Annotated in this window: 21 protein-coding genes; 7 read left to right on the top strand and 14 right to left on the bottom strand. The window is 64.4% G+C overall.

Annotation, left to right across the window (positions count from 1 at the left end):
• Positions 1-8: 8 nt before the first annotated feature.
• Positions 9-1,394: an ABC1 kinase family protein gene (locus tag CH274_RS27505; protein WP_094659457.1), complete on the bottom strand. Its 1,386-nt coding sequence runs from the start codon at positions 1,392-1,394 to the stop codon at positions 9-11.
• Positions 1,395-1,397: 3 nt separating this feature from the next.
• A complete protein-coding gene (locus CH274_RS27500; RefSeq protein ID WP_094659456.1) occupies positions 1,398-1,946 on the bottom strand; it encodes a carboxymuconolactone decarboxylase family protein in 549 nt (182 codons plus the stop codon).
• Positions 1,947-2,037: 91 nt separating this feature from the next.
• On the opposite strand from CH274_RS27500, the gene CH274_RS27495 reads away from it, so the two are divergent.
• Positions 2,038-2,961: an ABC transporter substrate-binding protein gene (locus tag CH274_RS27495; protein ID WP_373453949.1), complete on the top strand. Its 924-nt coding sequence runs from the start codon at positions 2,038-2,040 to the stop codon at positions 2,959-2,961.
• A gap of 6 nt (positions 2,962-2,967) precedes the next feature.
• Here the strand turns inward: CH274_RS27495 and CH274_RS27490 are convergent, their stop codons facing one another.
• The 6 genes from CH274_RS27490 to urtA form a co-directional block, all read right to left on the bottom strand.
• Entirely contained in the window at positions 2,968-3,636 is a 669-nt protein-coding gene (locus CH274_RS27490; protein ID WP_094629769.1) for a GntR family transcriptional regulator, read from the bottom strand.
• 11 nt (positions 3,637-3,647) lie between these two features.
• Positions 3,648-4,340, bottom strand: coding sequence for an urea ABC transporter ATP-binding subunit UrtE (gene urtE, locus CH274_RS27485; protein ID WP_032393821.1), 693 nt, complete (start codon positions 4,338-4,340; stop codon positions 3,648-3,650).
• Positions 4,333-5,163, bottom strand: a complete 831-nt coding sequence (urtD, locus tag CH274_RS27480) for an urea ABC transporter ATP-binding protein UrtD (RefSeq protein ID WP_032393822.1) — start codon at positions 5,161-5,163, stop codon at positions 4,333-4,335. The genes urtE and urtD overlap by 8 nt, the downstream gene beginning before the upstream one ends.
• Positions 5,160-6,251: an urea ABC transporter permease subunit UrtC gene (urtC, locus tag CH274_RS27475; protein ID WP_032393823.1), complete on the bottom strand. Its 1,092-nt coding sequence runs from the start codon at positions 6,249-6,251 to the stop codon at positions 5,160-5,162. Before urtC ends, urtD begins: the two co-directional genes overlap by 4 nt.
• Positions 6,248-7,132 carry an urea ABC transporter permease subunit UrtB gene (gene urtB, locus CH274_RS27470; protein WP_032393824.1) on the bottom strand — a complete coding sequence of 295 codons (885 nt, stop codon included), beginning with the start codon at positions 7,130-7,132 and terminating at the stop codon, positions 6,248-6,250. The genes urtC and urtB overlap by 4 nt, the downstream gene beginning before the upstream one ends.
• Positions 7,133-7,204: 72 nt before the next feature.
• Positions 7,205-8,482, bottom strand: a complete 1,278-nt coding sequence (gene urtA, locus CH274_RS27465) for an urea ABC transporter substrate-binding protein (RefSeq protein WP_094659454.1) — start codon at positions 8,480-8,482, stop codon at positions 7,205-7,207.
• A 181-nt stretch (positions 8,483-8,663) separates the two neighbouring features.
• Between urtA and CH274_RS27460 the strand changes: the two genes are divergently transcribed.
• The 3 genes from CH274_RS27460 (at position 8,664) to CH274_RS27450 (ending at position 10,048) form a co-directional block, all read left to right on the top strand.
• Entirely contained in the window at positions 8,664-8,876 is a 213-nt protein-coding gene (locus tag CH274_RS27460) for a helix-turn-helix transcriptional regulator (protein ID WP_032393826.1), read from the top strand.
• Positions 8,873-9,400, top strand: a complete 528-nt coding sequence (locus CH274_RS27455; RefSeq protein ID WP_094629766.1) for a hypothetical protein — start codon at positions 8,873-8,875, stop codon at positions 9,398-9,400. The genes CH274_RS27460 and CH274_RS27455 overlap by 4 nt, the downstream gene beginning before the upstream one ends.
• A 321-nt stretch (positions 9,401-9,721) precedes the next feature.
• Positions 9,722-10,048, top strand: coding sequence for a hypothetical protein (locus CH274_RS27450; RefSeq protein ID WP_045200962.1), 327 nt, complete (start codon positions 9,722-9,724; stop codon positions 10,046-10,048).
• Positions 10,049-10,058: 10 nt separating this feature from the next.
• On the opposite strand, the gene CH274_RS27445 is transcribed toward CH274_RS27450, so the two are convergent.
• Positions 10,059-11,105 carry an agmatine deiminase family protein gene (locus tag CH274_RS27445; RefSeq protein WP_045198839.1) on the bottom strand — a complete coding sequence of 349 codons (1,047 nt, stop codon included), beginning with the start codon at positions 11,103-11,105 and terminating at the stop codon, positions 10,059-10,061.
• Entirely contained in the window at positions 11,102-12,088 is a 987-nt protein-coding gene (locus tag CH274_RS27440; protein ID WP_094629764.1) for a nitrilase-related carbon-nitrogen hydrolase, read from the bottom strand. Before CH274_RS27440 ends, CH274_RS27445 begins: the two co-directional genes overlap by 4 nt.
• Before the next feature lie 81 nt (positions 12,089-12,169).
• On the opposite strand from CH274_RS27440, the gene CH274_RS27435 reads away from it, so the two are divergent.
• Positions 12,170-12,787 carry a TetR/AcrR family transcriptional regulator gene (locus CH274_RS27435; protein WP_179275881.1) on the top strand — a complete coding sequence of 206 codons (618 nt, stop codon included), beginning with the start codon at positions 12,170-12,172 and terminating at the stop codon, positions 12,785-12,787.
• Positions 12,788-12,839: 52 nt separating this feature from the next.
• Here CH274_RS27435 and CH274_RS27430 read toward each other — a convergent pair whose 3' ends face one another.
• From CH274_RS27430 to CH274_RS27415, 4 genes are read right to left on the bottom strand one after another with little or no spacing between them, the layout of a single operon-like run.
• Positions 12,840-14,357, bottom strand: coding sequence for an APC family permease (locus CH274_RS27430; RefSeq protein WP_094659452.1), 1,518 nt, complete (start codon positions 14,355-14,357; stop codon positions 12,840-12,842).
• Positions 14,350-15,204: a universal stress protein gene (locus tag CH274_RS27425; RefSeq protein WP_094659451.1), complete on the bottom strand. Its 855-nt coding sequence runs from the start codon at positions 15,202-15,204 to the stop codon at positions 14,350-14,352. The genes CH274_RS27430 and CH274_RS27425 overlap by 8 nt, the downstream gene beginning before the upstream one ends.
• A gap of 28 nt (positions 15,205-15,232) precedes the next feature.
• On the bottom strand, positions 15,233-17,170 hold the full coding sequence (locus CH274_RS27420; protein WP_094659450.1) for a primary-amine oxidase: 1,938 nt from the start codon (positions 17,168-17,170) through the stop codon (positions 15,233-15,235).
• Positions 17,167-18,606, bottom strand: a complete 1,440-nt coding sequence (locus CH274_RS27415) for a gamma-aminobutyraldehyde dehydrogenase (RefSeq protein ID WP_094659449.1) — start codon at positions 18,604-18,606, stop codon at positions 17,167-17,169. Before CH274_RS27415 ends, CH274_RS27420 begins: the two co-directional genes overlap by 4 nt.
• A 159-nt stretch (positions 18,607-18,765) precedes the next feature.
• Between CH274_RS27415 and CH274_RS27410 the strand changes: the two genes are divergently transcribed.
• Together CH274_RS27410 and CH274_RS27405 are read left to right on the top strand one after the other, a co-directional pair.
• Positions 18,766-19,776 (top strand): MBL fold metallo-hydrolase, encoded by a 1,011-nt coding sequence (locus CH274_RS27410; protein ID WP_256993711.1) that lies wholly within the window; start codon positions 18,766-18,768, stop codon positions 19,774-19,776.
• Positions 19,777-19,838: 62 nt separating this feature from the next.
• On the top strand, positions 19,839-20,654 hold the full coding sequence (locus tag CH274_RS27405; protein WP_094629759.1) for an NADPH-dependent oxidoreductase: 816 nt from the start codon (positions 19,839-19,841) through the stop codon (positions 20,652-20,654).
• Positions 20,655-20,657: the final 3 nt, after the last annotated feature.

Genomic DNA, 20,657 nt, shown 5'->3' with positions numbered 1-20,657 from the left:
GCGCAGCGTCAGCGGTTCTGCTCGCCCCGCCACCGCAACTCGGCAACACCGAGTTCGGTGACCGGGGCGTCGCCGTAGATCCATTCGCGAGCGATTCCGTGCCAGTTGGCCGTCGCCTCGAGCTGCCCCAGAACGCCGAATGTCATGAAATCGGCTCGACGGGAGAACAGGTGCTCGGCAGGAAGGTTCTGCCGCTTCATTCCGGTGAACTGTCCACCGCGTGGGTCGATCGCGAGCATCAGCCCACTCGACGCCAACGACGGTGTCACCGTCATGACCCGATCGACGAGATTCCATTCCGACGCCGCGAAGACGTACTCCAGGCATTCGTCCGCGGTGACGCCGGCGGTGGCGTCGACGATACCCCGGGCGATCATCGCGGCGAGCAGGTCCTCGCCGCGTTCTTCCGACGCCATCCTCAGACAGTCGAGCTCGAACTCGACGTGCTCTCGTCGCATGCGGTTGAAGAGGCCGAAGTCGATGAACCCGACGCGACCGTCGTTGCCGAGCAACATGTTTCCCGGATGCGGATCACCGCAGAATTCGTCGTACCGATAGAGCGAACCGATGTAGAAGCGGTAGACGATCTCGCCGATGCGATCGCGTTCGGCGGCGGGTAGTGACCGAATTCGATCGAACGCGATGCCGTCGAAGAACTCGGTGACGAGAACTCGGCGGGTACACATGCCCTCGATCGCGTCGGGCACAGCGAGAAACGGGTGGTTGCGGAATCGATCGGCCAGGATCGATTGGGTGCGCGCCTCTTCCAGGTAGTCGAGTTCGCGTTCGAAATTCAGACGCAATTCCTCGACGAGCTCCGGCTCGGCCACCGCGGGAAGAGCGCTGCGCCAGAACTTCAGAAACAGTGCGAGGTTCTTCATGTCGGCGCGCACCGCGTCGTCGACTCCTGGGTACTGGACCTTGACGGCGACGACTCGGCCGTCGTGCAGGCGAGCACGGTAGACCTGGCCGATCGAGGCGGCGGCGATCGGATCTCGGTCGAATTCGGCGAAGAGGTTGGCGACGGTGTCGCCCAGATCCGTTTCGACGACGGCGCGCATCGCATCGAAGTCGACTTCCGGGGCTCGGTCGCGAAGTGCGGCGAGCTTGTCCTGGAACCGTTGTCGATGGTGCTCGGGGACCAGGGCGGGATCGAGTACCGAGAACATCTGGCCCAGCTTCATCGCTGCGCCCTTCATACTGCCGAGCACGGTCACCAGCTGATCGGCTGCCTGCATCGAGGCTTTCTCCGAGATCCGATCGCGCACCGCCTCGGACCGTCCGACCATCGACATGCGGGCTCCCGCGGTGCGGACCGCCTGGCCGGCCGCTGCGCGTCCCAGCGCGGCACCCCGTGCGGTACGCGAGGTGGGGATCGGGCGGTCGGCGGACACCTTCTACCGTTCGGTGTAGTCGCGTTCGACGCGCAGGGTCGCGAGAGTGGTTGCCAGCCCGTCGTATTGGGTGACCAGCAGGACGAATTCGATGAGCCTGCGCTCGTCGAACTGGGTGGCGAGTTCGTTCCAGGTCGCGTCGGAGAGGATCTTCGTGGCGACCAGTTCGTCGACTGCGGTCAGAATGGTCCGATACCGCGTCGACAGGCCTGGTGCGTCGGGTCCGGTCTTGATCAGCTCGAGCAGATCGCGGTCGATGCCCGCCCGCTTGCCCAGCCGGATGTGATGGTCCATCTCGTAGGCGGACTCTCGTAGGTGAGCCACGCGCAGGATCACCATCTCGGTTTCCTTGCGGGAGATCTTGCCGCCCGGCATCAGGTGCCCGCTGTAGAACAGCCAGGCCCGATAGAGTCCGCCGGTGCGCCCGAGGGTGGTGAACAGATGAGGATTGGGCACCCCCGCACCTTTGGCGATCACCTTGCAGATGACCCAGTTGACGGGCCCGAGGGTTCTGGCGGTACCGGACGGAATGCGTGGTGTGGTCACAGCCACACCGTACCCACTGGACGGCCGGGCGTCACCGGGTCGACAAAGGATAGGCTAGCCTCTTTGTGATTCCAGACAATGCAGCCACGGAGGACCCTTGACCAAGTCTCACAACCGCATCATGACCCTCGCTCTGGCCGTCGCCCTCGGTGCGGCTGCGACGGCGTGTTCGTCCACCGAGGCCACCTCCGACGCCGACGGCGGCGCGACGCGCTCGGTCGAGACCGTCCGGGGAACGGTCGAGGTTCCCGAGAACCCGCTGCGCATCGTCACGCTCGAGCCGGTCGAACTCGACACCACCGTCGCCCTCGGCGTCGTACCCGTCGGGACCGCGGTGCTCAGCGAGGCGAGCGGCGTGCCGTCGTACCTCGGTACCGAAGCCGCGAACATCGCCACCGTCGGCACCGTTGCCGAACCGACCATCGAGGACATCGCGGCTCTGCAACCGGATCTCATCCTGGGCACGGAGACTCGGCATGCCGAGTACTACGACCAACTCGCCGCCGTGGCGCCGACGGTGTTCATGGCCTCCCAATCCGATCCGTGGCGCGACAACGTCCGGTTCGTCGGACGCACTCTCGGCAAGGAGGACACTGCGGAGCAACTGCTCGCCGCGTACGACGATCGGTGTGCCGAGATCGCCGAGAAACACGACACCGCTGGGAAAACGGCACAGTTGATCCGCCCCCGCGCGGGCGAACTGACCCTCTACGGGCCGACGTCGTTCGCCGGGAGCACGCTCGAGTGCGCAGGCTTCACCACCCCGCCGAGGCCGGAATGGGCCGACGAGATCTCGGTCGACCTCTCGCCCGAGCTGGCAGCTCAGGCGGCCGCGGATCTGATCGTCGTCACCGCCTCGGACCCGTCGGACCCCGCAGCGATACCGGAGTCGATCACCGCCAACGCGGCCGTACTGCCGAATCCACACGCGGTGGACCTGTCGTACTGGATCACCGGCGTCGGACCCAAGGGCGGACAGACCGTGCTCGACGACATCGATCGGATTCTCTCGGAGAATTGATCCGAGTCACATCCGGACTGCACCCGCCAGCGCCGCAGCTTGCTCGGCCCGCTCGACCACCAGGTCGCGTGAGGAATCGATATGTGCCAGTAGCAGTTCCAGTGCCGAGTCCAAGGTCCCGGCGAGGACACGTTCGACGATGTCGATGTGTTGATCGATCGCCGAGACGACGGCTGCGGCGGTGAGTCCGCCGAGTATCCGAACCGGACGCACCTTGGCATTCACGGTGCACAGTGCCTCGGTCAGAGCAGGGTTGCCCGAGGCAGCCAACAAGGTGACGTGGAAGTTCTCGTCGAGCGAGACCAGATCGTCGGTGGTGTCGGGTGGGTCGGCCCGCAAACCGATCCAGGTGTCCAACAGGTGCGACAACGACGACCGATCGACCGGGTGCGACATCGATCGGGTGATGCCCCGGGCTTCGAGAGTCGACCGGAGCTCGTAGAGATCGGGGAGATCGCCGATCCGGGGGCGATAGGCGTGCAGGCCGGCCTCGTCGCGGGTGACGAGGCCGTCGGCCTGCAGCCGCGCCAGCGCCTCGCGCACCGGTGTGCGTGAGACACCGTACAGCTCGGCGAGACGCTCCTCGCCGAGCCGTTCGGTGGAGCTGATGGCACCGGAGATCAGATCCCGGCGCAGTGACGAATAGACCTTCTCGCGAAGGTCCTTGCGCGGCACGATGGGTCCGGTCAGATCGCCATGGCTGCGCGGACGTCCGCCTCGGACTCGCTCCCGCCCACGCCGGTGGACGTGATGCGGCCGGCCTCGAGGATGTAGTAGTTCTGCGCCGACTCGAGGGCGAAGCCGATGTGCTGCTCCACCAACAACACTCCCAATCCTCCGCGTCGAGTGAGTTCGATGACGGTGCGTTCGATCTCGGCGACGACCGACGGCTGAATGCCCTCGGTCGGCTCGTCCAGAATCAACATCCGCGGTTCGGTGATCAGTGCTCGTGCGATCGCGAGCTGTTGGCGCTGACCACCCGATAGCAATCCCGCTCTGCGACCGAGCAACTCCTTCAACGCCGGAAACAGATCGAGTGCCTCGTCGACGAGTGCCTTGCCACGCTTGCGACCGTCGGCGACGACCTGCAGATTCTCGGCCGTCGTCAACTGGCCGAAAGACTGCTGACCCTGCGGCACATACGCGAGTCCGCGGGCGACACGGGCGCTGGGACGCAACGCGCTCACGTCCTCGCCGTCGAACATGACCTTGCCGGAGTTGACCTTGAGCAACCCCACCGCAGCCCGCAGCAGAGTGGTCTTGCCTGCGCCGTTGTGTCCCATGACCGCGGCGACACCGTCGGCCGGAACCGTCAGCGACGCACCGTGAATCACTTCGCTGCGTCCGTAGCCGGTACGCACATCCACCAGTTCAAGCATGGTCGGCTCCTTCCTCTGCGATCTGGTCGAGTTCCTCGCCCGCCGCTGCGGTGCCGAGATAGACCTCTTGGACTTTCGGATCTGCCTGTACCTCGGCCACCGTGCCCTCGGCCAGAACACGTCCGGCAGCCAACACCGTCACCGAGGTGGCGAACATACGCATGAAGTCCATGTCGTGCTCGACGACGACGACGGTCCGCTCACCACCGATGCGCTGCAGCAGTTGGCCGGTTTCCTCGCGCTCCTCGTGACTCATGCCTGCGACCGGCTCGTCGAGCAGGAGCACGTCGGCGTTCTGCACCAACAGCATTCCGATCTCGAGCCACTGCTTCTGCCCGTGCGCGAGAATTCCCGCAGGCTTGTCGCGCTCGGCCGTCAGGCCGGTGGTCTCGAGGGCCTCCTCGATCTGGGGGAGTACCGATCCTCGACGACGCAGCATCGTCAGCACGGACCGACCGGAACCCGCGGCGATATCCAGGTTCTGCAATACCGTCAGATTCTCGAAGATGCTGGCGGTCTGGAAGGTTCGGCCGATGCCGAGGCGGGCGATCTGATGCACCTTCTTGCCGAGCAGTTCGACCCCGGACTTGGTGACCGAGCCGGTGGCCGGGACGAGGCCGGTGATGGCATCGATCAGCGTGGTCTTGCCTGCACCGTTGGGCCCGATGAGGAAGCGCAGATCGCCCTGCATCAGCGTCAGGTCGACGTTGGTGTTGGCTTTGAAACCGTCGAAACTGACTGTCAGATCTCGTACTTCGAGATACTGACTCGACATGCCGGCGTTGCCGCCGAACGTGGGTTGCGGACCTTCGACATGAATCATCGCGTCAGTTCCTTCTCTGGCTCTTCGCTCGGTTCGGGAACCGGTTCGGATTCCTGCTTTCGTTTGCGCAGCGCGAACAGTCCCGCGATACCGGCGGGGAAGAACCCGACAACCACCACGAACAGCAGACCCTGCGCGTACGTCCAGCCCGACGGGAACTGCTCGGACAGTGTGGTCTGAGCCCAGGCGACGCCGAGCGCGCCGAGGACCGGGCCGAGCAGGGTGGTGCGACCGCCGATCGCCACACCGATGAGGAACGCGATGGACGGGACGATGCCGACGTCGTTGGGGGAGATGATGCCGACGATCGGAACGAACAGTGCGCCTGCGAGACCCGCGAAGAACGCCGCGGCCACGTAGGCCACGATCTTGACGTTGGCGGGGTCGTATCCGAGGAACCGCACGCGCTCCTCCTGATCCCGCACCGCGACCAGCAGTTCGCCGTAGCGCGAGTACATGAGCTGGCGGGTGATGGCGACGACCACGAGCAGTACGCCTGCGGCGATGAAGAACAGCATCTGCTTGTTCGCGGGGTCGTTGAGATTGAACCCGAAGAACGTGCGGAACCTGTTGAGGCCGTTGGAGCCGCCCGTGGTCTGCTGACCGATGAGCAGAATCGCGAACGCGGCGGCGAGTGCCTGGCTGAGGATCGCGAAGTACGCGCCCTTGACCCGACGCTTGAACACGCCGAGACCGAGTACCAGTGCCACCAGGGCCGGCAGGAACAGGATGCCCAGGATCGTGGTGATCGGTGAGGTGAACGGCACCCAGTACGACGGCAGTTCACGGATGCCTGCGATCGACATGAAGTCCGGTACGTCGTCGCCGCGGAGATCGGCGTCCGAGATCTTCAGATGCATGGCCATGATGTAGGCCCCGATGCCGAAGAAGACGCCCTGACCGAGAGTGAGCATTCCGCCTCGGCCCCAGGCCAATCCGATACCGACGGCCACGATCGCGTAGCAGATGAACTTGCCCAGCAGGTTCAGCCGGAAGTCGCTGAGAACGGCCGGAGCGACGGCGAACAGCAGGATCGCGGCGAGCGCGAATCCCAGTAGGGCACCGCGCTTGGCGATGAACTCGCTCATACCAGGCTCCTTGTCTTGACGGCGAACAAGCCTTGCGGGCGGGCCTGCAGGAAGATCACGATGAGCACGAACACGATGACCTTGGCGATCGAGGCCGTGGTGCTGTACTCGATGAACGAGTTGAGAATCCCGAGGGCGAAGGCCGCGATGACCGCACCCTTGATCTGGCCGAGTCCGCCGACCACTACCACCAGGAAGGCGTCGATCAGATAGCTCTGTCCCACAGTGGAACTGGTGGAACCGATCAGGGTGAGCGCGACGCCCGCGACACCGGCGAGACCGGAACCGAGGAAGAACGTCGAGATATCCGTCCTACGGCTCGAGATACCCGAGGTCTCCGCGAGATCACGGTTCTGCACCACCGCACGGATGCGTCGACCCATTGCGGTCTTCTTCAGTGCCACCGACAGTGCGAGAACGGCGACGATCGCGAGCACGAGGATGAAGATTCTGGTCTTGGGAACCACGGCACCGAAAATGTCGACGCCGCCGCTGAGCCATCCCGGGGAGACGACGTTGACCGCGGGTGCTCCGAAGATGTCGCGAGCGAGCTGCTGCAGGATGAGCCCGACGCCGAACGTGACGAGCAGGGTGTCGAGTGGTCGGTGGTACATGCGCTGAATCAGCGTGACCTCCAACAAGACTCCCATTGCACCGCCGACGAGGAAGCCGACGATCAGAGAGATGAACAGTGATGCACCGCCGGTGGAGACGATCTGCTGCACCACGTAGGCCGTGTACGAGCCGGCCATGATGAACTCGCCGTGCGCCATGTTGATGACGCCCATCTGACCGAATGTCAGTGAGAGCCCGAGGGCGGCGAGGAGAAGAATGGATCCGATCGACAGGCCGGTGAACAACTGTCCGATCACGACGTCCATAGGGGAGCTCCTTCGGAGCATGTGAGTGGAACTTCGTAGCAGGCTACGAAGTTCCACTCACATGGGTGGTGGTCAGTTGAGGTCGGCGGCCCAGTCGTAGGTCTCCAGGAACGGGTCGGGTGCGATCGCTTCGGGGGATTCCCACACCGTGTAGATCAGTCCGTCGGGGCGGATCTCACCGATGCGAGCGGTCTTGGAGATGTGGTGGTTGTCCCCGTCGATGACGACCTCGCCCTCGGGAGCGGCGAAGCTGACGCCGTCGGCCGCAGCCTGAATGTCGGCCACGGCAAAGGAATCGGCCTTCTCGACGGTGTTCTTCCACAGGTAGACCGAGGTGTACGCGGCTTCCATGGGGTCCGAGGTCGGCTTGTCGGCACCGTACTTCGCCTTGTAGTCGGCGACGAACTTGTTGTTCTCCGGGGTGTCGACGGTCTGGTAGTAGTTCCAGGCGGTCAGCTGACCCTCGATGTTGGCCGCACCGATACCGGCGACTTCCTCTTCGGCGATGGAGACCGAGATGACCGGCATGTCAGCAGCTTTGAGGCCGGCGTTGGTGTACTCGCGGAAGAACGCGACGTTCGAATCGCCGTTGAGGGTGTTGAACACCGCATCGGCGTCGGCGGAGCGCACCTTGTTGACGATGGTGGAGAAATCCGTCGAACCGAGCGGGGTGTAGTCCTCACCCTTGATCGCGATACCGTTCGCGGCAGCGTATGCCTTGATCTCGCGGTTGGCGGTCTGCGGGAAGACGTAGTCGCTGCCCACCAGGTAGAGGGACTTGACGCCCTTCTCCTTCAGGTAGTCCAGCGCCGGAATGATCTGCTGGTTGGTGGTGGCACCGGTGTAGAAGATGTTCTTCGACGCCTCGAGTCCCTCGTACTGCACCGGGTAGTAGAGGAGAGCGTCGTTGTCCTCGAACACGGGCAGCATGGCCTTACGGCTCGACGAGGTCCAGCCGCCGAATACCGCTGCGACACAGTCGCTGCTGATCAGCTTCTCCGCCTTCTCGGCGAACACCGTCGGCTCGGATGCGCCGTCCTCGGCGACGATCTCGATCTGCTTGCCGTTGACTCCGCCGGCCGCGTTGATCTGTTCGACGGCCAGTGCGATCGAATCGCGAACGGTCACTTCGCTGATAGCCATGGTGCCGGACAGGGAGTTGAGCGAGCCGACCTTGATGGTGTCACCGGAGGTGTCGACACACGAGGTGGCAGAACCGCCGCCGCCGTCGGCAGAGGTGGTGTCGCTGGCCTTGCTCCCGCATGCGGTGGCGACCAGGCTCAATGCAGCCAGCGCTGCGGGAACGACCATGACGCGCTTGACGGACATGCGCTTCGAGACAGCAGGCATCTACGGCCCTTTCGGAAGTTTTGTATACGGAGTTGTATTCGCGATTGCGAACAGTAAAGGCCGCGTATTGCGTTGGTATTTTCTGCGGTGACGAGTCTGTTTCCCGCGTTACGCAGACGTAAATGCCTTCAAATGACAAGCAGGCTTGACAAAAAATGATAAGCAGAGTTGACTTTCATGTATGTCCGGAACGAACAACGTTCGTGCACATCGCAAACAGGCACGCATCACCCAAGCCGAACTCGGCAGCATCTGCGGCGTGAGCCGTCAGAGCATCGTCTCCGTTGAAGGCGGCGACTATGCGCCGAGCGTCTACCTGGCGCTGCGATTGGCCCGCGCACTCGATACGACAGTGGAGACACTGTTCGGAGACGAAGGAGAGGAAGAATCATGAGCGCATTCGTCAGAGCCGCTCGATTCGTCGGCGACCTCGATGACGAGTTCTACACCGACGAACTCCAACGCGACGCCTGGAACGAGGCCTCGGCCGTCGGATTCCAGTCGCTGCTGTGGATCGGACTCGTCGCCGCGGCGATCCTGCCCTACGCGGCGGGAGTCACCGGGGCGTGGATTGCGATCGGGATCATCGTCGCGCTCCTCACTGTCGCCTTCGTGGTCATCGGGTATGCCCGGGCTCGGGGGGTCGACATGTACACGGTGCAGAAGCTTCGGCGGCCGCGGATGGCGATCGTCGGCGTTCTGTATCTCGTGGGCTTCGGTGGTGTGCTGGTGCGATTGCTCGTTCAGGGCGGTGACGTCGGTGTGTCGACCTGGATCGGCGTGGCCGCCGGAGCGGCTCTGGGAGCAACGGCCGCTGCGCTCGGTGTCAAAGGGCACCAGCGTCGGAAGCACAACGCCGAGCTCGCCGCCGAGAAGGCCGAACTGCTCGGCTTCGAGGAAACGGACAGACCTCACTAGCCGGACGGCGCGTACGCGGATTACAGGGTGCAAAGATACGTAAAGATATCGGTTCGATCAGTCCGCTCGCAGATCCGCGGTCCGGGGGGTATGTTCTGACCGGTGACATCGAGATTCCCTGGATGTGCGCGGCTGTGGGTGGGCTGGTCGGAGGCGGGTTCGTAACGCGGACGGTTCGGCCCTCGATGTAAAGAGAGGCTCGGGGCGAGGCCGATGACGGCGTGTGAAACCAATCCGTCTTCAACCGCGCCACGAACTACCGTTGAGACCACGTCGGGCGTTCACCTCAGGGTGGAGTACACAAACAGGGAAGTCGAGGCCGTGCGCAGAGACAAGAGTTACCTCAGACTCGTCGGATCGAGCACGCCGGAGCCCACCATCGAGGTTGTCGGCGGACCGAAGGCCATCACCGTTCACGTCGAGAACGTTCTGCCGGGTCAGATGTGCGAAGTTCTTCACAACGGGATGCTGTCGCTGAGCCAGCGCGTGATCGTGGGCGAGAACGCCACCGGCATCACCATCACCACGTTCAACCTCAAGCAGGGTGAATACAACGTCTCCCTGCGTCTCGACGGACGCCTGGATTGCGTGACCGAAGCGCACACCGTCACCGTCGGCGAGCAGCTCGAGGTTCGTCGCAGCTCGTAGGACCCGACTGTCAGCCGAGATTCCTCGCCGAAGGCTGGTGTTGGGTGATGCAGTGGATCCCACCGCCTCGCTCGAACAGTGGCCTCGCGTCCACGGTCACCACGTCCCGGCCCGGGTACGCCTCGCGCAGGATCGCTGCCGCGTCGGCGTCGGACGGGTCGTCGTAACTGCAGGCGATCACGCCGCCGTTGACCACCAGATGATTGATGTAGCTGTAGTCGACGAAGCCGTCGGCATCACGCAGTGTCCGCGGAGCAGGCACCTCCACGATGTTCCAATCCTCACCCGAGCCGTCGTGGGTGGCACGCAAGGCGTCGACGATCAGTGAACTGACCTCGTAGTCGGGGTGAGCCCTGTCGTGTTGCCGATGCACCAGCACCGTTCCCGGCGACGGGACGGCCGCGACGATGTCGACATGCCCGCGAGTACCGAAACGCATGGAATCGCGCGTCAGTCCGCGCGGCAGCCAGATGACGTGCCGCGCACCGATGGTTCGTGCGAGTTCCGCTTCGACGTCGGCTTTCGACAGTCCGGGGTTGCGGCCCGGATCGAGTTGCACGGTTTCGGTCACCAGCACCGTGCCCGCGCCGTCGACCGCGATGCCGCCGCCCTCGTTGACCATCGGCGACGTGATTCGCTGTACTGCAGCCTGATTCGCCACGAACTCGCCGATACGGCTGTCCTTGTCCCACTGCGCCCAGTCCTGTGCACCCCAGCCGTTGAAGACCCAGTCGACGGCGGCCACCGAACCGTCCTGTGCATGAACGAATGTCGGACCGATATCGCGCATCCAGGCGTCGTTCAACGGTGCTTCGACGATGTCGATATCACGCGAGAGGTACGTCGATGCGACCGCGCGTTCGGCCGGATCGACGACGACGGTCACCGGCTCGAATTCGGCAACAGCGTGGGCGACGGCAGCCCATGTGGAGCGGGCCTCGTGCTTGGCCTCCGGATCGTCGCCGAGTGAGTATCCCTCGCAGGGGAACGCCATCCACACCTTGTCCTGCGGCGCGGTCTCCGACGGCATCGTGAACGTCGTTGCGGCGGTGTTCATTTGATCACCGGTGTCGCGGCGTGTCCGTCACCGTACGGTGCGTCGGCGTTCACCGGCTCGGTGAGGCGGCCGTACGTGTCGGGTCTGCGTGTCAGGAGGAAGGGGAACAGCTCCAACCATTCTCGACGCTGATCGAGGTCGAGATCCGCGACGAGGACGGCCGATTCGTCGCGGGGTGCCTGAACCAGGATGCGGCCGTAGGGATCGGAGATGAACGACGAACCGTAGAAGGTGATCTCGCCTTCGTCGCCGCAGCGGTTGGGTACCACCATGAACAGGCCGTTCGAGATGCCGTGGCCGACGATGACGTGTTGCCACAGCGGTTGGGTGTCGAAGGCCGGGAACGAGGGCTCGGACCCGATGGCCGTCGGATACGCGAGAATCTCCGCGCCGCCGAGTGCGTAACTGCGCGCGACCTCGGGGAACCACTCGTCCCAGCAGGTGGGCAGGCCCACTCTGGCACCGCCGAGTTCCGCCGGGGAGTACACGGGATACGGGTCCTCGGCCGGGCCGGCCCGGAAGTAGGTGTCCTCGTAGTACCCGGCCGAGATGGGGATGTGCAGCTTTCTGGTTCGCGCCAGCAGTTCGCCCGTCGGGGAGACCATGATGGCGGAATTGAAGCCCAATCCGTCCGCTGCTTCGGACTTCTCGTACAGCGAAGCATGGACCACGATGCCGTTCGCGGCTGCGGCCTCGGCAGCGAGTGTGAACGTGGGTCCGGTCAGCAGATCCTCGGCTTCTTTGCCCGGGTCGGCTCCGGCGCGGGTGTCGGCAGGGTAGCGCAGCAGGGTGATCTCGGGCAGGAAGACGACCTTCGCCCCGAGGTTCGCGGCGGCGGAGATGGCCTCGAGCAATTCGGCTTTCAACGCCGCGGCATCGGGGTTCCAGCGATGCTGAACCAACCCCACGCGGAGCGGTGCCCGATCGGTCGGGGTGGTGCGGGTCAGGGCCTCGGGCGCGGTGAGTGCGGTGATCGTCAGCATGGGACCTCCGATAAAACGAATGTGATTCGTTAAGTATTGTCGACTGCGATCGGAACCGCAAGAGGAAGAAGGGTGCGCACCGTGGGGAGACCGTCCGTGTCACTGTTGGACACCGCACGAATCACCACTGCAGCCCTCGCGCTGGTGGCCGATACCGGTGGCTTCACCATCCCGCTCCTCGCCAAGAAACTCGGCGTCAGCCCGTCGTCGCTGTACAACCATGTGTCGGGACGCGAAGAGATAGTCGAGTTGTTGCGCGAACGCGCGATGTCCGAGGTCGCGCTACCGGGACACGGGCTCGATTGGCGTGAAACCGTCGCGCAGATCGCCCGCGCGTACCGCGACAGCTACGCCCGCTATCCACGTCTGATTCCGTTGCTCACCGAGCATGCCGTCAACAGTGCTCACGCCTTCGGCATGTACAACGCGCTGGCAGATGCCCTCACAGCGGCGGAATTCGGACCCGCCGACGTGCTGAACATCATCACTGTTCTCGACAGCTTCGTCCTCGGCTCGGCACTCGACCTGGCGGCACCGGAGGCCCCGTGGCGACCGAGTGTCGAAGTCGGTCACGCACTGCGCGCAGCCCTCGACACCGCGTCCTCCAAGTCCTCCCGCTCCGACGAGGCCTTCGAGTACGGACTCCGCGCGCTGCTGGCCGGATTCGATCCGGCGCCCGCGAACATGCTCGACGGCTGATCGCCGGAAGCGACATCGTGGCCCCGGGCATCGGTGAAGTCCAGGTGGGTCGTCAGTCCTCGACGATCAGTGACGGAGTGTCGCGGCGGAGAATGTTGCCCTTGAAGAATTCCGGCTTGCGCAGCGCCACCACCGCCATGATGACGAGGCCGAGAACGATGATGCCGACGCCGATGAGGAACACCATGCCGATACCGAACAGTGATGAGCCGCTGCCGAATTCGGGGTCCCAGGCGTCGACCGAGGTCTGCACGAACACCACTGCCATCCCGACGCCACCGAGTAGCGGGGCCAGGAACTTGAAGAAGACGTTTCGGGTGCTGGTGAACAGTTCCTCGCGGAAATACCAGACGCAGGCGAATGCGGTGATGCCGTAGTAGAAGCAGATCATCAGGCCCAGAGCAGCGATGGTATCGGTGAGAACGTTGTCGCTCACCACCCGCATCACGGCATAGAACCCGGCCGACGCCCCGCCTGCGACGAGTGTCGCGAAGCCCGGGGTGCTGAATCTCGGTGTGATGGAGGCGAACCGCTTGGGTAGTGCCTGGTAGTGGCCCATCGCGAGCAGAGTACGGGCCGGTGAGATGAACGTGGCCTGCAGCGAACTGGCGGAGCTGCTCAACACGGCCAGGGACAGTAGGATCGCGAAGGGGCCCATCACCGGCCCGGCGAGGGCGGCGAACACGTTGTCGGTGGTGTCGGGATTCTGCAGTCCGTTTCCGGTGTCGCCGGTGCCGGCGAACAGCAGGGTTGCCACTGCCGTGAGCAAGTAGAGCACGATGATGAAGAACACCGTGACCAGCGCTGCGCGGCCGGGAATCTTTGCGCTGCCCGAGGTTTCCTCGTTGACCGTCAGGCAGACGTCCCAGCCCCAGTACATGAAGATCGACAGCGACAGGCCGGCCGTGAACGCCGAGAAGCTCGGGATGCCGAACGGGTCGAACCAGTCCAGGCTGAACGAGATGTCCTCGGCCCCATCGCCGGAACCGACCTTGACGAACGCGGCAACGATGAACCACGCCATCACCAGCAGCTGGAAGCCGAGCATCGTGTACTGAACGCGCTTGGTCTCCTGCATGCCGCGATAGCAGAGCCACGCCGCCAACGCCATGAACACCAGGCACGTGACGATGTTGACGAGCTTGTTGCCGGTCAGGTCGGCCAAGGAGTCGTTGCTGGTGACCTGGGCGAGAAAGAGATAGAAGAAGTCGACGGCCACTCCGGCCAGGTTCGAGAGCACGATGATGGTGGCCGCGATCAGGCCCCAGCCACCCATCCATCCGACGTACGGGCCGAAGGCCTTCGACGCCCACGTGAACGACGTGCCGCTGTCGGGCTCCGCCGCGTTGAGCTCTCGGTAGCCCAAGGCCACCAGCAACATCGGGATGAAGCCGACGATGAAGATCGCGGGCAGATGTACTCCGACTTCGGTGACGGTCGGCCCGAGCGACGCAGTGAGTGCATACGCGGGTGCGATGGTCGAGATGCCCAGCACCACACTGGCGAGCAACCCGAGCTGGCCGGCGGACAGGCCCTTGGACTCGACGTCGACTACCTTGTGCTCATTCATCGTCGGCCTCTCTCGGAACAACGATCATCGGAACGGGAACGACCCGAAGCATCTTGGCGGCAACCGATCCCAGGAAGAGCCGGTGAGGCTGGGCGAGTCGAGACGACCCCACCATCAACACGTCGCCGTCGTGCCAGTCGAGCGACGAGGCGGCCTTCTCGATGCCGGAGCCCTCCGCCACCGTCAACTGCACGTCCGACCCTGCGGGCAGTTCCGCTTGCACGGTCCGCAGCACCTCCTCGGCCTTGGCGAGACCGTCCGGACCCCGTGCCGATTGCTCTTCTGCGGACACGAGGGAGAGCAGCCGCAGCGGCAACTCGGCGGTGACGGACAGGTCGGTGGCTGCCCGCACGAGTTCGGCTGCCCCCGGCCGATTTCCGATGGCACAGGTGATTTCCCGGATGCGCTGCGGCGGCGAGTGCCGATACCCCCGCGGAGCCAGCGCGAGCGGCACATGCGACACATGCAGAAGATCGCTGGTGACGGTACCGATCGAATGGCGTCCGAGCAGACCGTCACCGGCCGCACCGACCACGATCATGTAGGCCTCACACTCGTCCACACAGTCGAGCAGGCCCTGCGCGAAGGACTCGTCGAACAACAGGTGTGCGCGTGCCTGTACGTCCTCGGGTACCAGGGTGAGTGCCTCGTCGAGCCAGCCGGTGGCCCGATCGATCAGGATGTCGTCGTATCCGGCCTCCACCGGCGCTTTGGACGGCACCGGCCGCTCCTGGGGCAAGACCAGGCAGATGTCCAGCGATGCCTGCAGCGAACGCGCGAGCGTTGCCCCCAGAGCGATTCCGTCTGCTCCACTCGGTGTTGCCTGGTACCCCACGATCAGACGCATGGGCGGACCTTCCCTGAGGTTGGGCGAGCTAATGGCAGGTGCTACCGGGATCGGTGTGGCACGACTTCGGTTCCGACGGTGTGACGTCGAGCGATGGATTTCGATCGAAGAACCCGAACGGCTTGAGCCAGAACGAGACCGTGTCCGCGGGCATCACCGGCCAGTCCTCCGGTCGCGTGATGTGGTGGATGCCGAAGGTGTACCAGACGACGACGTCGGTGTTCTCGATGCTGCGATCCTTCTCGGTCCACTCCGGTAGCCCGTGGTCGATGCCGCTCTGGTTCACGAACTCGCCGCTGGGCCAACGCTCGTCGGGTGAGTTGGGGGTGACCCAGACGGTGTGGCCGATCACCTGGGCTCGCTGGAAGATCGGCGATGCGGGATCGAACATCGACGGGATGGCCGCTCCCGGAACCAACTTGTAGGCGGGCCGGGTGCCGAGGCCGTTGGTGACGTTGTCGTTGACGACTTTCCACGCCTTCTGGGTGTTCCAGTCGTAATCCTGCTTGCCTTCGGACTCGGTGGTCAGCGGAGTGTTGACCTGAGTCAGCGCGAGACCGTAAGGGTTGTCCGGTCCCATCGGAACACGTTGGGTTTCACTGGAATACACGGTGTTCTCGGTGCCGTCGATGTCCAGATCCAGCCGGGCGACCAGGAAGTGCTGGTGGTAGGGCGCATACGTGCGGTTGTCGACCAGCGTTCCGGACGGATGGGTGCCGCCCTCGTCGAAGTGGGTGACGACCATGATGCCCGTCGCGCGGACCTCGCACTCGATGTTGCCGTCCTGATAGAACCGCCAGTAGACGAGGTATTCGTAGTTGGCAACCGTTGCATGGAAGCTGACCGTGAGCCGACGCATCCGTCGCACCTCGGCTCCGGCGTCGTGATCGACGTGCTTCCACAGCACGGCGTTGTCTTCCTCGTGAATGCAGATCGCGTTGGTGATCGTGTACGGCTCACCCTTGCTGTTGTGCAGCACTGCATCGAGGTACCGGATCTCGCCGAGGCAATCGCAGCCGAGCTCGAGCGAGGTGGTCATGAAGCCCAGGCCCCATTCGCCGATGTCGAACGCGGTGCGTCGGTAGTGGTCCTCGGTGTGATCGCGATACGGAACGACCATCTCCGCGAACGACATTCGATTGGCAACGGACCGCACGTTCCCGTTGTCGTTGTAGCTGACGGCGTGCAGAGTCATGCCCTCGCGATAGTTGAACCCCACGCGAAGCGACCAGTTCTGCCACGTCAGCTTGTTGCCGTCGAGCTCGAACGACGGCCCGTCGGTCTGAGTGATCTCGAGGGGCTTCAGGGGTGGGCGGGTGCTCGCGTTCCTGATTCGCTCCGGGATGTGGCGGGGCACGTACTCACCCATGATCTCCGGTCGCTCGACGCGATACGTGTCCTCGATCTCGAGCAGTTCCATCGTGTTCACGTCGATGACGCAGTGGAAACCGCCGACCGGCCCGGCATAGGGATTGGCACCCTCCGAGGCCTTGACCCACGTGTCGGACCAGCCCAGGCGTCGACCCTTGTACTTCTCGGGCGTCACTGCCTCGCCGTAGGTCCAGGTGTCCATGAACACCAGATCCAGATCGGTGATACCGCGATCGGCAAGGGCGGCAATCACATCGGGGTGGGCACGCAGGGCCGCGTCGGCCTCCTCCCACTCGTCGACGGTGAAGTTGGGCTGCACATCCGGAATGTGCGTCCACGATTCGGTGGTGCGATCGTCGAGTGACACCACGGCCTTGAACGTCGTGTTCTCGTTGCGGTTCAACACCACCGAGACTGCTCGACGCGCAGGCACGGTACCGTCCGCGTCGAATGCGGCGATCTCGGACTTGGCCGGTTCGATCATCTCGATCGAGGCGTAGCGCCAGCCGTCGCCGACTCCGTGGTCGCGACCGAGAACCTCGGCTACGGTGGCGAATTCGTCGCTGGACAGGGGATCGAGGGGGTGAAAGGTCATCGAAGAGTCTCCGTCGAGCTCATGACGTGCTTGATGCGGGTGTAGTCCTCGACCCCGTAGGCCGAGAGATCCTTGCCGTAGCCGGAGTACTTGAATCCTCCGTGCGGCATTTCGGCCACCAACGGGATGTGGCAGTTGACCCATACGGCTCCGAAGTCCAGAGCTGCCGAGATGCGCAGTGTGCGTGCGTGATCGGAAGTCCAGACGCTCGATGCGAGACCGAAGTCGACGTCGTTGGCCAGCGCGATCGCCTCCGCCTCGTCGCCGAATTTCTGCACCGTGAGCACCGGGCCGAAGGTCTCCTCCTGCACGATGGGATCGGACTGCTGCACGCCGGTGATGATGGTCGGCTCGAAGAAGAAGCCCGTATCGCCGATGCGCTTGCCACCGGTGACGATGGTGGCGTGTTCGCCGATACCCGCGACCTTGGCGCTCACCTGACCGAAGTGGTTGACGTTGTTCAGTGGCCCGAGGAAGGTATCGGGGTCGTCGGGCAGGCCGACTTTCAGCGTCTTCGCCTTGGCGACAAGGGCATCGACGAGTCCGTCGTGCGCCGACTCGTGGACCAGGACGCGGGTGACAGCGGTGCAGTCCTGGCCGGCGTTGAAGAACGCGGCCTCGGCGATACCGTCGGCGGCTTTGGCGATGTCGACGTCGTCGAACACGATTGCCGGTGCCTTGCCGCCGAGTTCGAGGTGCGCCCGCTTGAGTTGCTTGGCGGCGGCCACGGCAACAGCGATGCCGGCGCGAACGGATCCGGTGATCGAGACCAGGCCGGGAGTCTTGTGTTCCACGATCGCCGCACCGGTGCCGCCGTTCCCGAGCACGACGTTGAACACCCCGTCGGGCACGATGCCCTTCGAGAGCTTCGCGAGCACCAGCGTGCTCTCGGGGGTGGTGTCACTCGGCTTGAGCACGATGGTGTTTCCCGCGGCCAGCGCGGGACCGATCTTCCAGATCGCCATCATGAACGGGTAGTTCCATGGGGTCACCTGCCCGACGACGCCGATCGGTTCGCGGCGCACGTACGAGGTGAAGCCGTCCATGTACTCGCCCGCAGATTTGCCCTCGAGCATCCGTGCCGCGCCTGCGAAGAATCGGATCTGATCGGCACCGACAGTGACTTCCTCGGCCGCGATGGTGGCCTTGGGCTGACCGGTGTTGCGGCTCTGCGCCTCGACGATCTCGTCGCTGTGCGCTTCGATGGCGTCGGCGAGCTTCAACAGCACCTTCTGCCGTTCGGTCGGCGTCGTCTTGCCCCAGGTCTCGAATGCTCTGGCAGCGGCCGACATCGCGGCATCGACATCGGCGGCGTCGGAGATGGGGGAGTGGGCGACGATCGACTCGTCCACCGGATTCACCACATCGAGCATCTCGGTGCCCGACGGCGTCACGAACGCCCCGTCGATGTAGTTCTGCAGGACAGGCACCGTCATCACTGAACCCCTAGCGTCGACTGTTTCGGTTCTGCAAAGCCTGCACCTACGGACGAGACTTCGCCACCCGACAAGATGTCCAACTCCCCCGCATCGATCAGGACCGAATGTCGGTCCAACTCGAGCCCGCAGGAGCTGCTCACCGGCTAGCCTGTGGCGGTGGCAGACACAGAGGTGGGGTATCGACAGATCGCCGACGACACCTGGGCATTCATGCGACCGCCCGGCAGCTGGGGGCAGACCAACACCGGACTGATCGTGGCACCGGGTTCGGCGTCGATGCTGATCGACACCGTGTGGGATGTGAACTGGGCGCAGCGAGTCGTCGCCGACACCGCCGAACTGGTCGCCGACGCACCGATCACCGAGGTACTCAACACCCACTCCGACGGCGATCACTGGTGGGGAAACGACACCGTCCCTGCCACCGCCCGCATCACCACCAGTACCGCGTCGCTGCACGCGATGAAAGAGGAAACACCGCCGAAAGGGGTGGACGCGTTCGCATCTGTCGGCGCGAAGATCGGTTGGGTGCCGGGGCCGGTCGGGGCAATAGGCTCCTACATGGACCGAGTTCGCGGCGACGCCACCTTCCCCACGAGTCTGCCGAGACTGCCCGACCACACCTTCGACACCACCGAGACCATCGACGTGGCGGGGCGGCCGGTCCACCTGCGGTACCTGGGCCCGGCACACACCGAAGGCGACCTCATCGCCCATCTCCCCGACGTCGGAGTCGTGTTCGCCGGCGACCTGCTCTTCATCGACGCCACCCCGGTGCTCTGGCACGGACCTCTGCAGAACTGGATCGACGCGCTCGAACACCTTCTCGACCTCGATGCCGACGTCTACGTTCCCGGCCACGGACCCCTGTGCGGCACCGACGAGATCCGGGCGCTCCACAACTATTGGACCTGGGTATCCGAGGCCGGACGCAGCTGCTTCGACGCCGGGCTCGGTCCAACCGAAGCCGCCCTCAACCTGCTGAAATCTCCTGAATTCGGGCAGTACTCACACTGGGACTCACCGGAACGACTCATCCTGAGCATGAGCACCCTGTACCGCCTGTGGCGAGGTGAGAAGCCCGCCCCACCCACACTCACGCGTCGAGCACGCGCGTTCGCCGACGCGGGACGCTACCTCCGGCAGCATCGGCACCGAAAGCCCTAGCCTTCGAATCACGGCGAGCGCAACTGTGGCGCGTCGGCGTCGTTCGGAGGAGCGTGGGACACGTGACCTCCCTTTCGGCCTCGTGGGTTCAGCAGCGCTACCGCGATCCTGCTCTGACGGCATTGGCGTACACGAACGAGACGATCGACGTTCTGCTGTCGCATCACTCGGTGCGGACGTTCACAGACGATCCGATCGACACCGAGACGATCGAGACCATCGTCGCCGCAGCCCAATCCGCGCCGACGTCATCGAACCTGCAGGCCTGGAGCGTGATCGCGGTACGAGACCCGGCGCGCAAGAAGCGCCTGGCGGCGCTGGCCGGCAACCAGGCGTTCATCGCCGAGGCTGCGGTGTTCCTGGTGTTCGTGGCCGATCTCGGGCGGGCCCGACGGCTCGCCGCAGCGCACGACGCCGAACTCGGCGGTGCCGACTACTTCGACAGTACGATTCTCGGTGCCATCGATGCAGCGCTGGCCGCGCAGAACGCCGTCGTCGCTGCGGAGTCGCTGGGATGGGGGACGGTGTATGTCGGGGCGGTGCGCAACGCACCCGACGAGATTGCTGCCGAGCTGGCATTGGCCGAACAATCGGTTCCGGTGGTGGGCTTGGCGCTGGGCCGAGCGGGCGAGGATACGGCCGGGGTGAAGCCGCGATTGCCCATCTCCTCGGTGCTCCATCATGAAAACTACGACGCCGTGGTGGCCGACGCTGCGGTGCCTGTCTACGAGCAACGATTATCGGAATACTATGTGACACAGGGGCGTACGTCATCGTGGATCTCGTCGGTACTGTCGCGCCTGCGCAGCGGTGAGGCGATCGGTTCGCGTGTGACGCTCAGGCAATCGTTCGAGTCCCTCGGCTGGAAGTCCCGGTAGAAC

Origin of the sequence: Rhodococcus sp. 06-418-5 (assembly GCF_002258285.1) — a bacterium.
Lineage (GTDB): Bacteria > Actinomycetota > Actinomycetes > Mycobacteriales > Mycobacteriaceae > Rhodococcoides.
Note: the sequence above shows the minus strand (reverse complement) of the source record. Positions and strands in the feature narration are given on the sequence as shown.

Excerpts from the sequence above, each read along its gene's own strand:
- urtE (WP_032393821.1), bottom strand. The coding sequence starts at position 4,340 with ATGCTTGAACTGGTGGATGTGCGTACCGGCTACGGACGCAGCGAAGTG.
- urtD (WP_032393822.1), bottom strand. The coding sequence starts at position 5,163 with ATGATTCATGTCGAAGGTCCGCAACCCACGTTCGGCGGCAACGCCGGC.
- CH274_RS27425 (WP_094659451.1), bottom strand. The coding sequence starts at position 15,204 with ATGCGTCTGATCGTGGGGTACCAGGCAACACCGAGTGGAGCAGACGGA.
- CH274_RS27430 (WP_094659452.1), bottom strand. The coding sequence starts at position 14,357 with ATGAATGAGCACAAGGTAGTCGACGTCGAGTCCAAGGGCCTGTCCGCC.
- urtB (WP_032393824.1), bottom strand. The coding sequence starts at position 7,132 with ATGGACGTCGTGATCGGACAGTTGTTCACCGGCCTGTCGATCGGATCC.
- CH274_RS27440 (WP_094629764.1), bottom strand. The coding sequence starts at position 12,088 with ATGCTGACGATCACCGCACTCACCGCGCCCGAGGCCCTGACCCGCACC.
- urtA (WP_094659454.1), bottom strand. The coding sequence starts at position 8,482 with ATGCCTGCTGTCTCGAAGCGCATGTCCGTCAAGCGCGTCATGGTCGTT.
- CH274_RS27455 (WP_094629766.1), top strand. The coding sequence starts at position 8,873 with ATGAGCGCATTCGTCAGAGCCGCTCGATTCGTCGGCGACCTCGATGAC.
- CH274_RS27415 (WP_094659449.1), bottom strand. The coding sequence starts at position 18,606 with ATGACGGTGCCTGTCCTGCAGAACTACATCGACGGGGCGTTCGTGACG.
- CH274_RS27460 (WP_032393826.1), top strand. The coding sequence starts at position 8,664 with ATGTCCGGAACGAACAACGTTCGTGCACATCGCAAACAGGCACGCATC.
- CH274_RS27420 (WP_094659450.1), bottom strand. The coding sequence starts at position 17,170 with ATGACCTTTCACCCCCTCGATCCCCTGTCCAGCGACGAATTCGCCACC.
- urtC (WP_032393823.1), bottom strand. The coding sequence starts at position 6,251 with ATGAGCGAGTTCATCGCCAAGCGCGGTGCCCTACTGGGATTCGCGCTC.
- CH274_RS27445 (WP_045198839.1), bottom strand. The coding sequence starts at position 11,105 with ATGAACACCGCCGCAACGACGTTCACGATGCCGTCGGAGACCGCGCCG.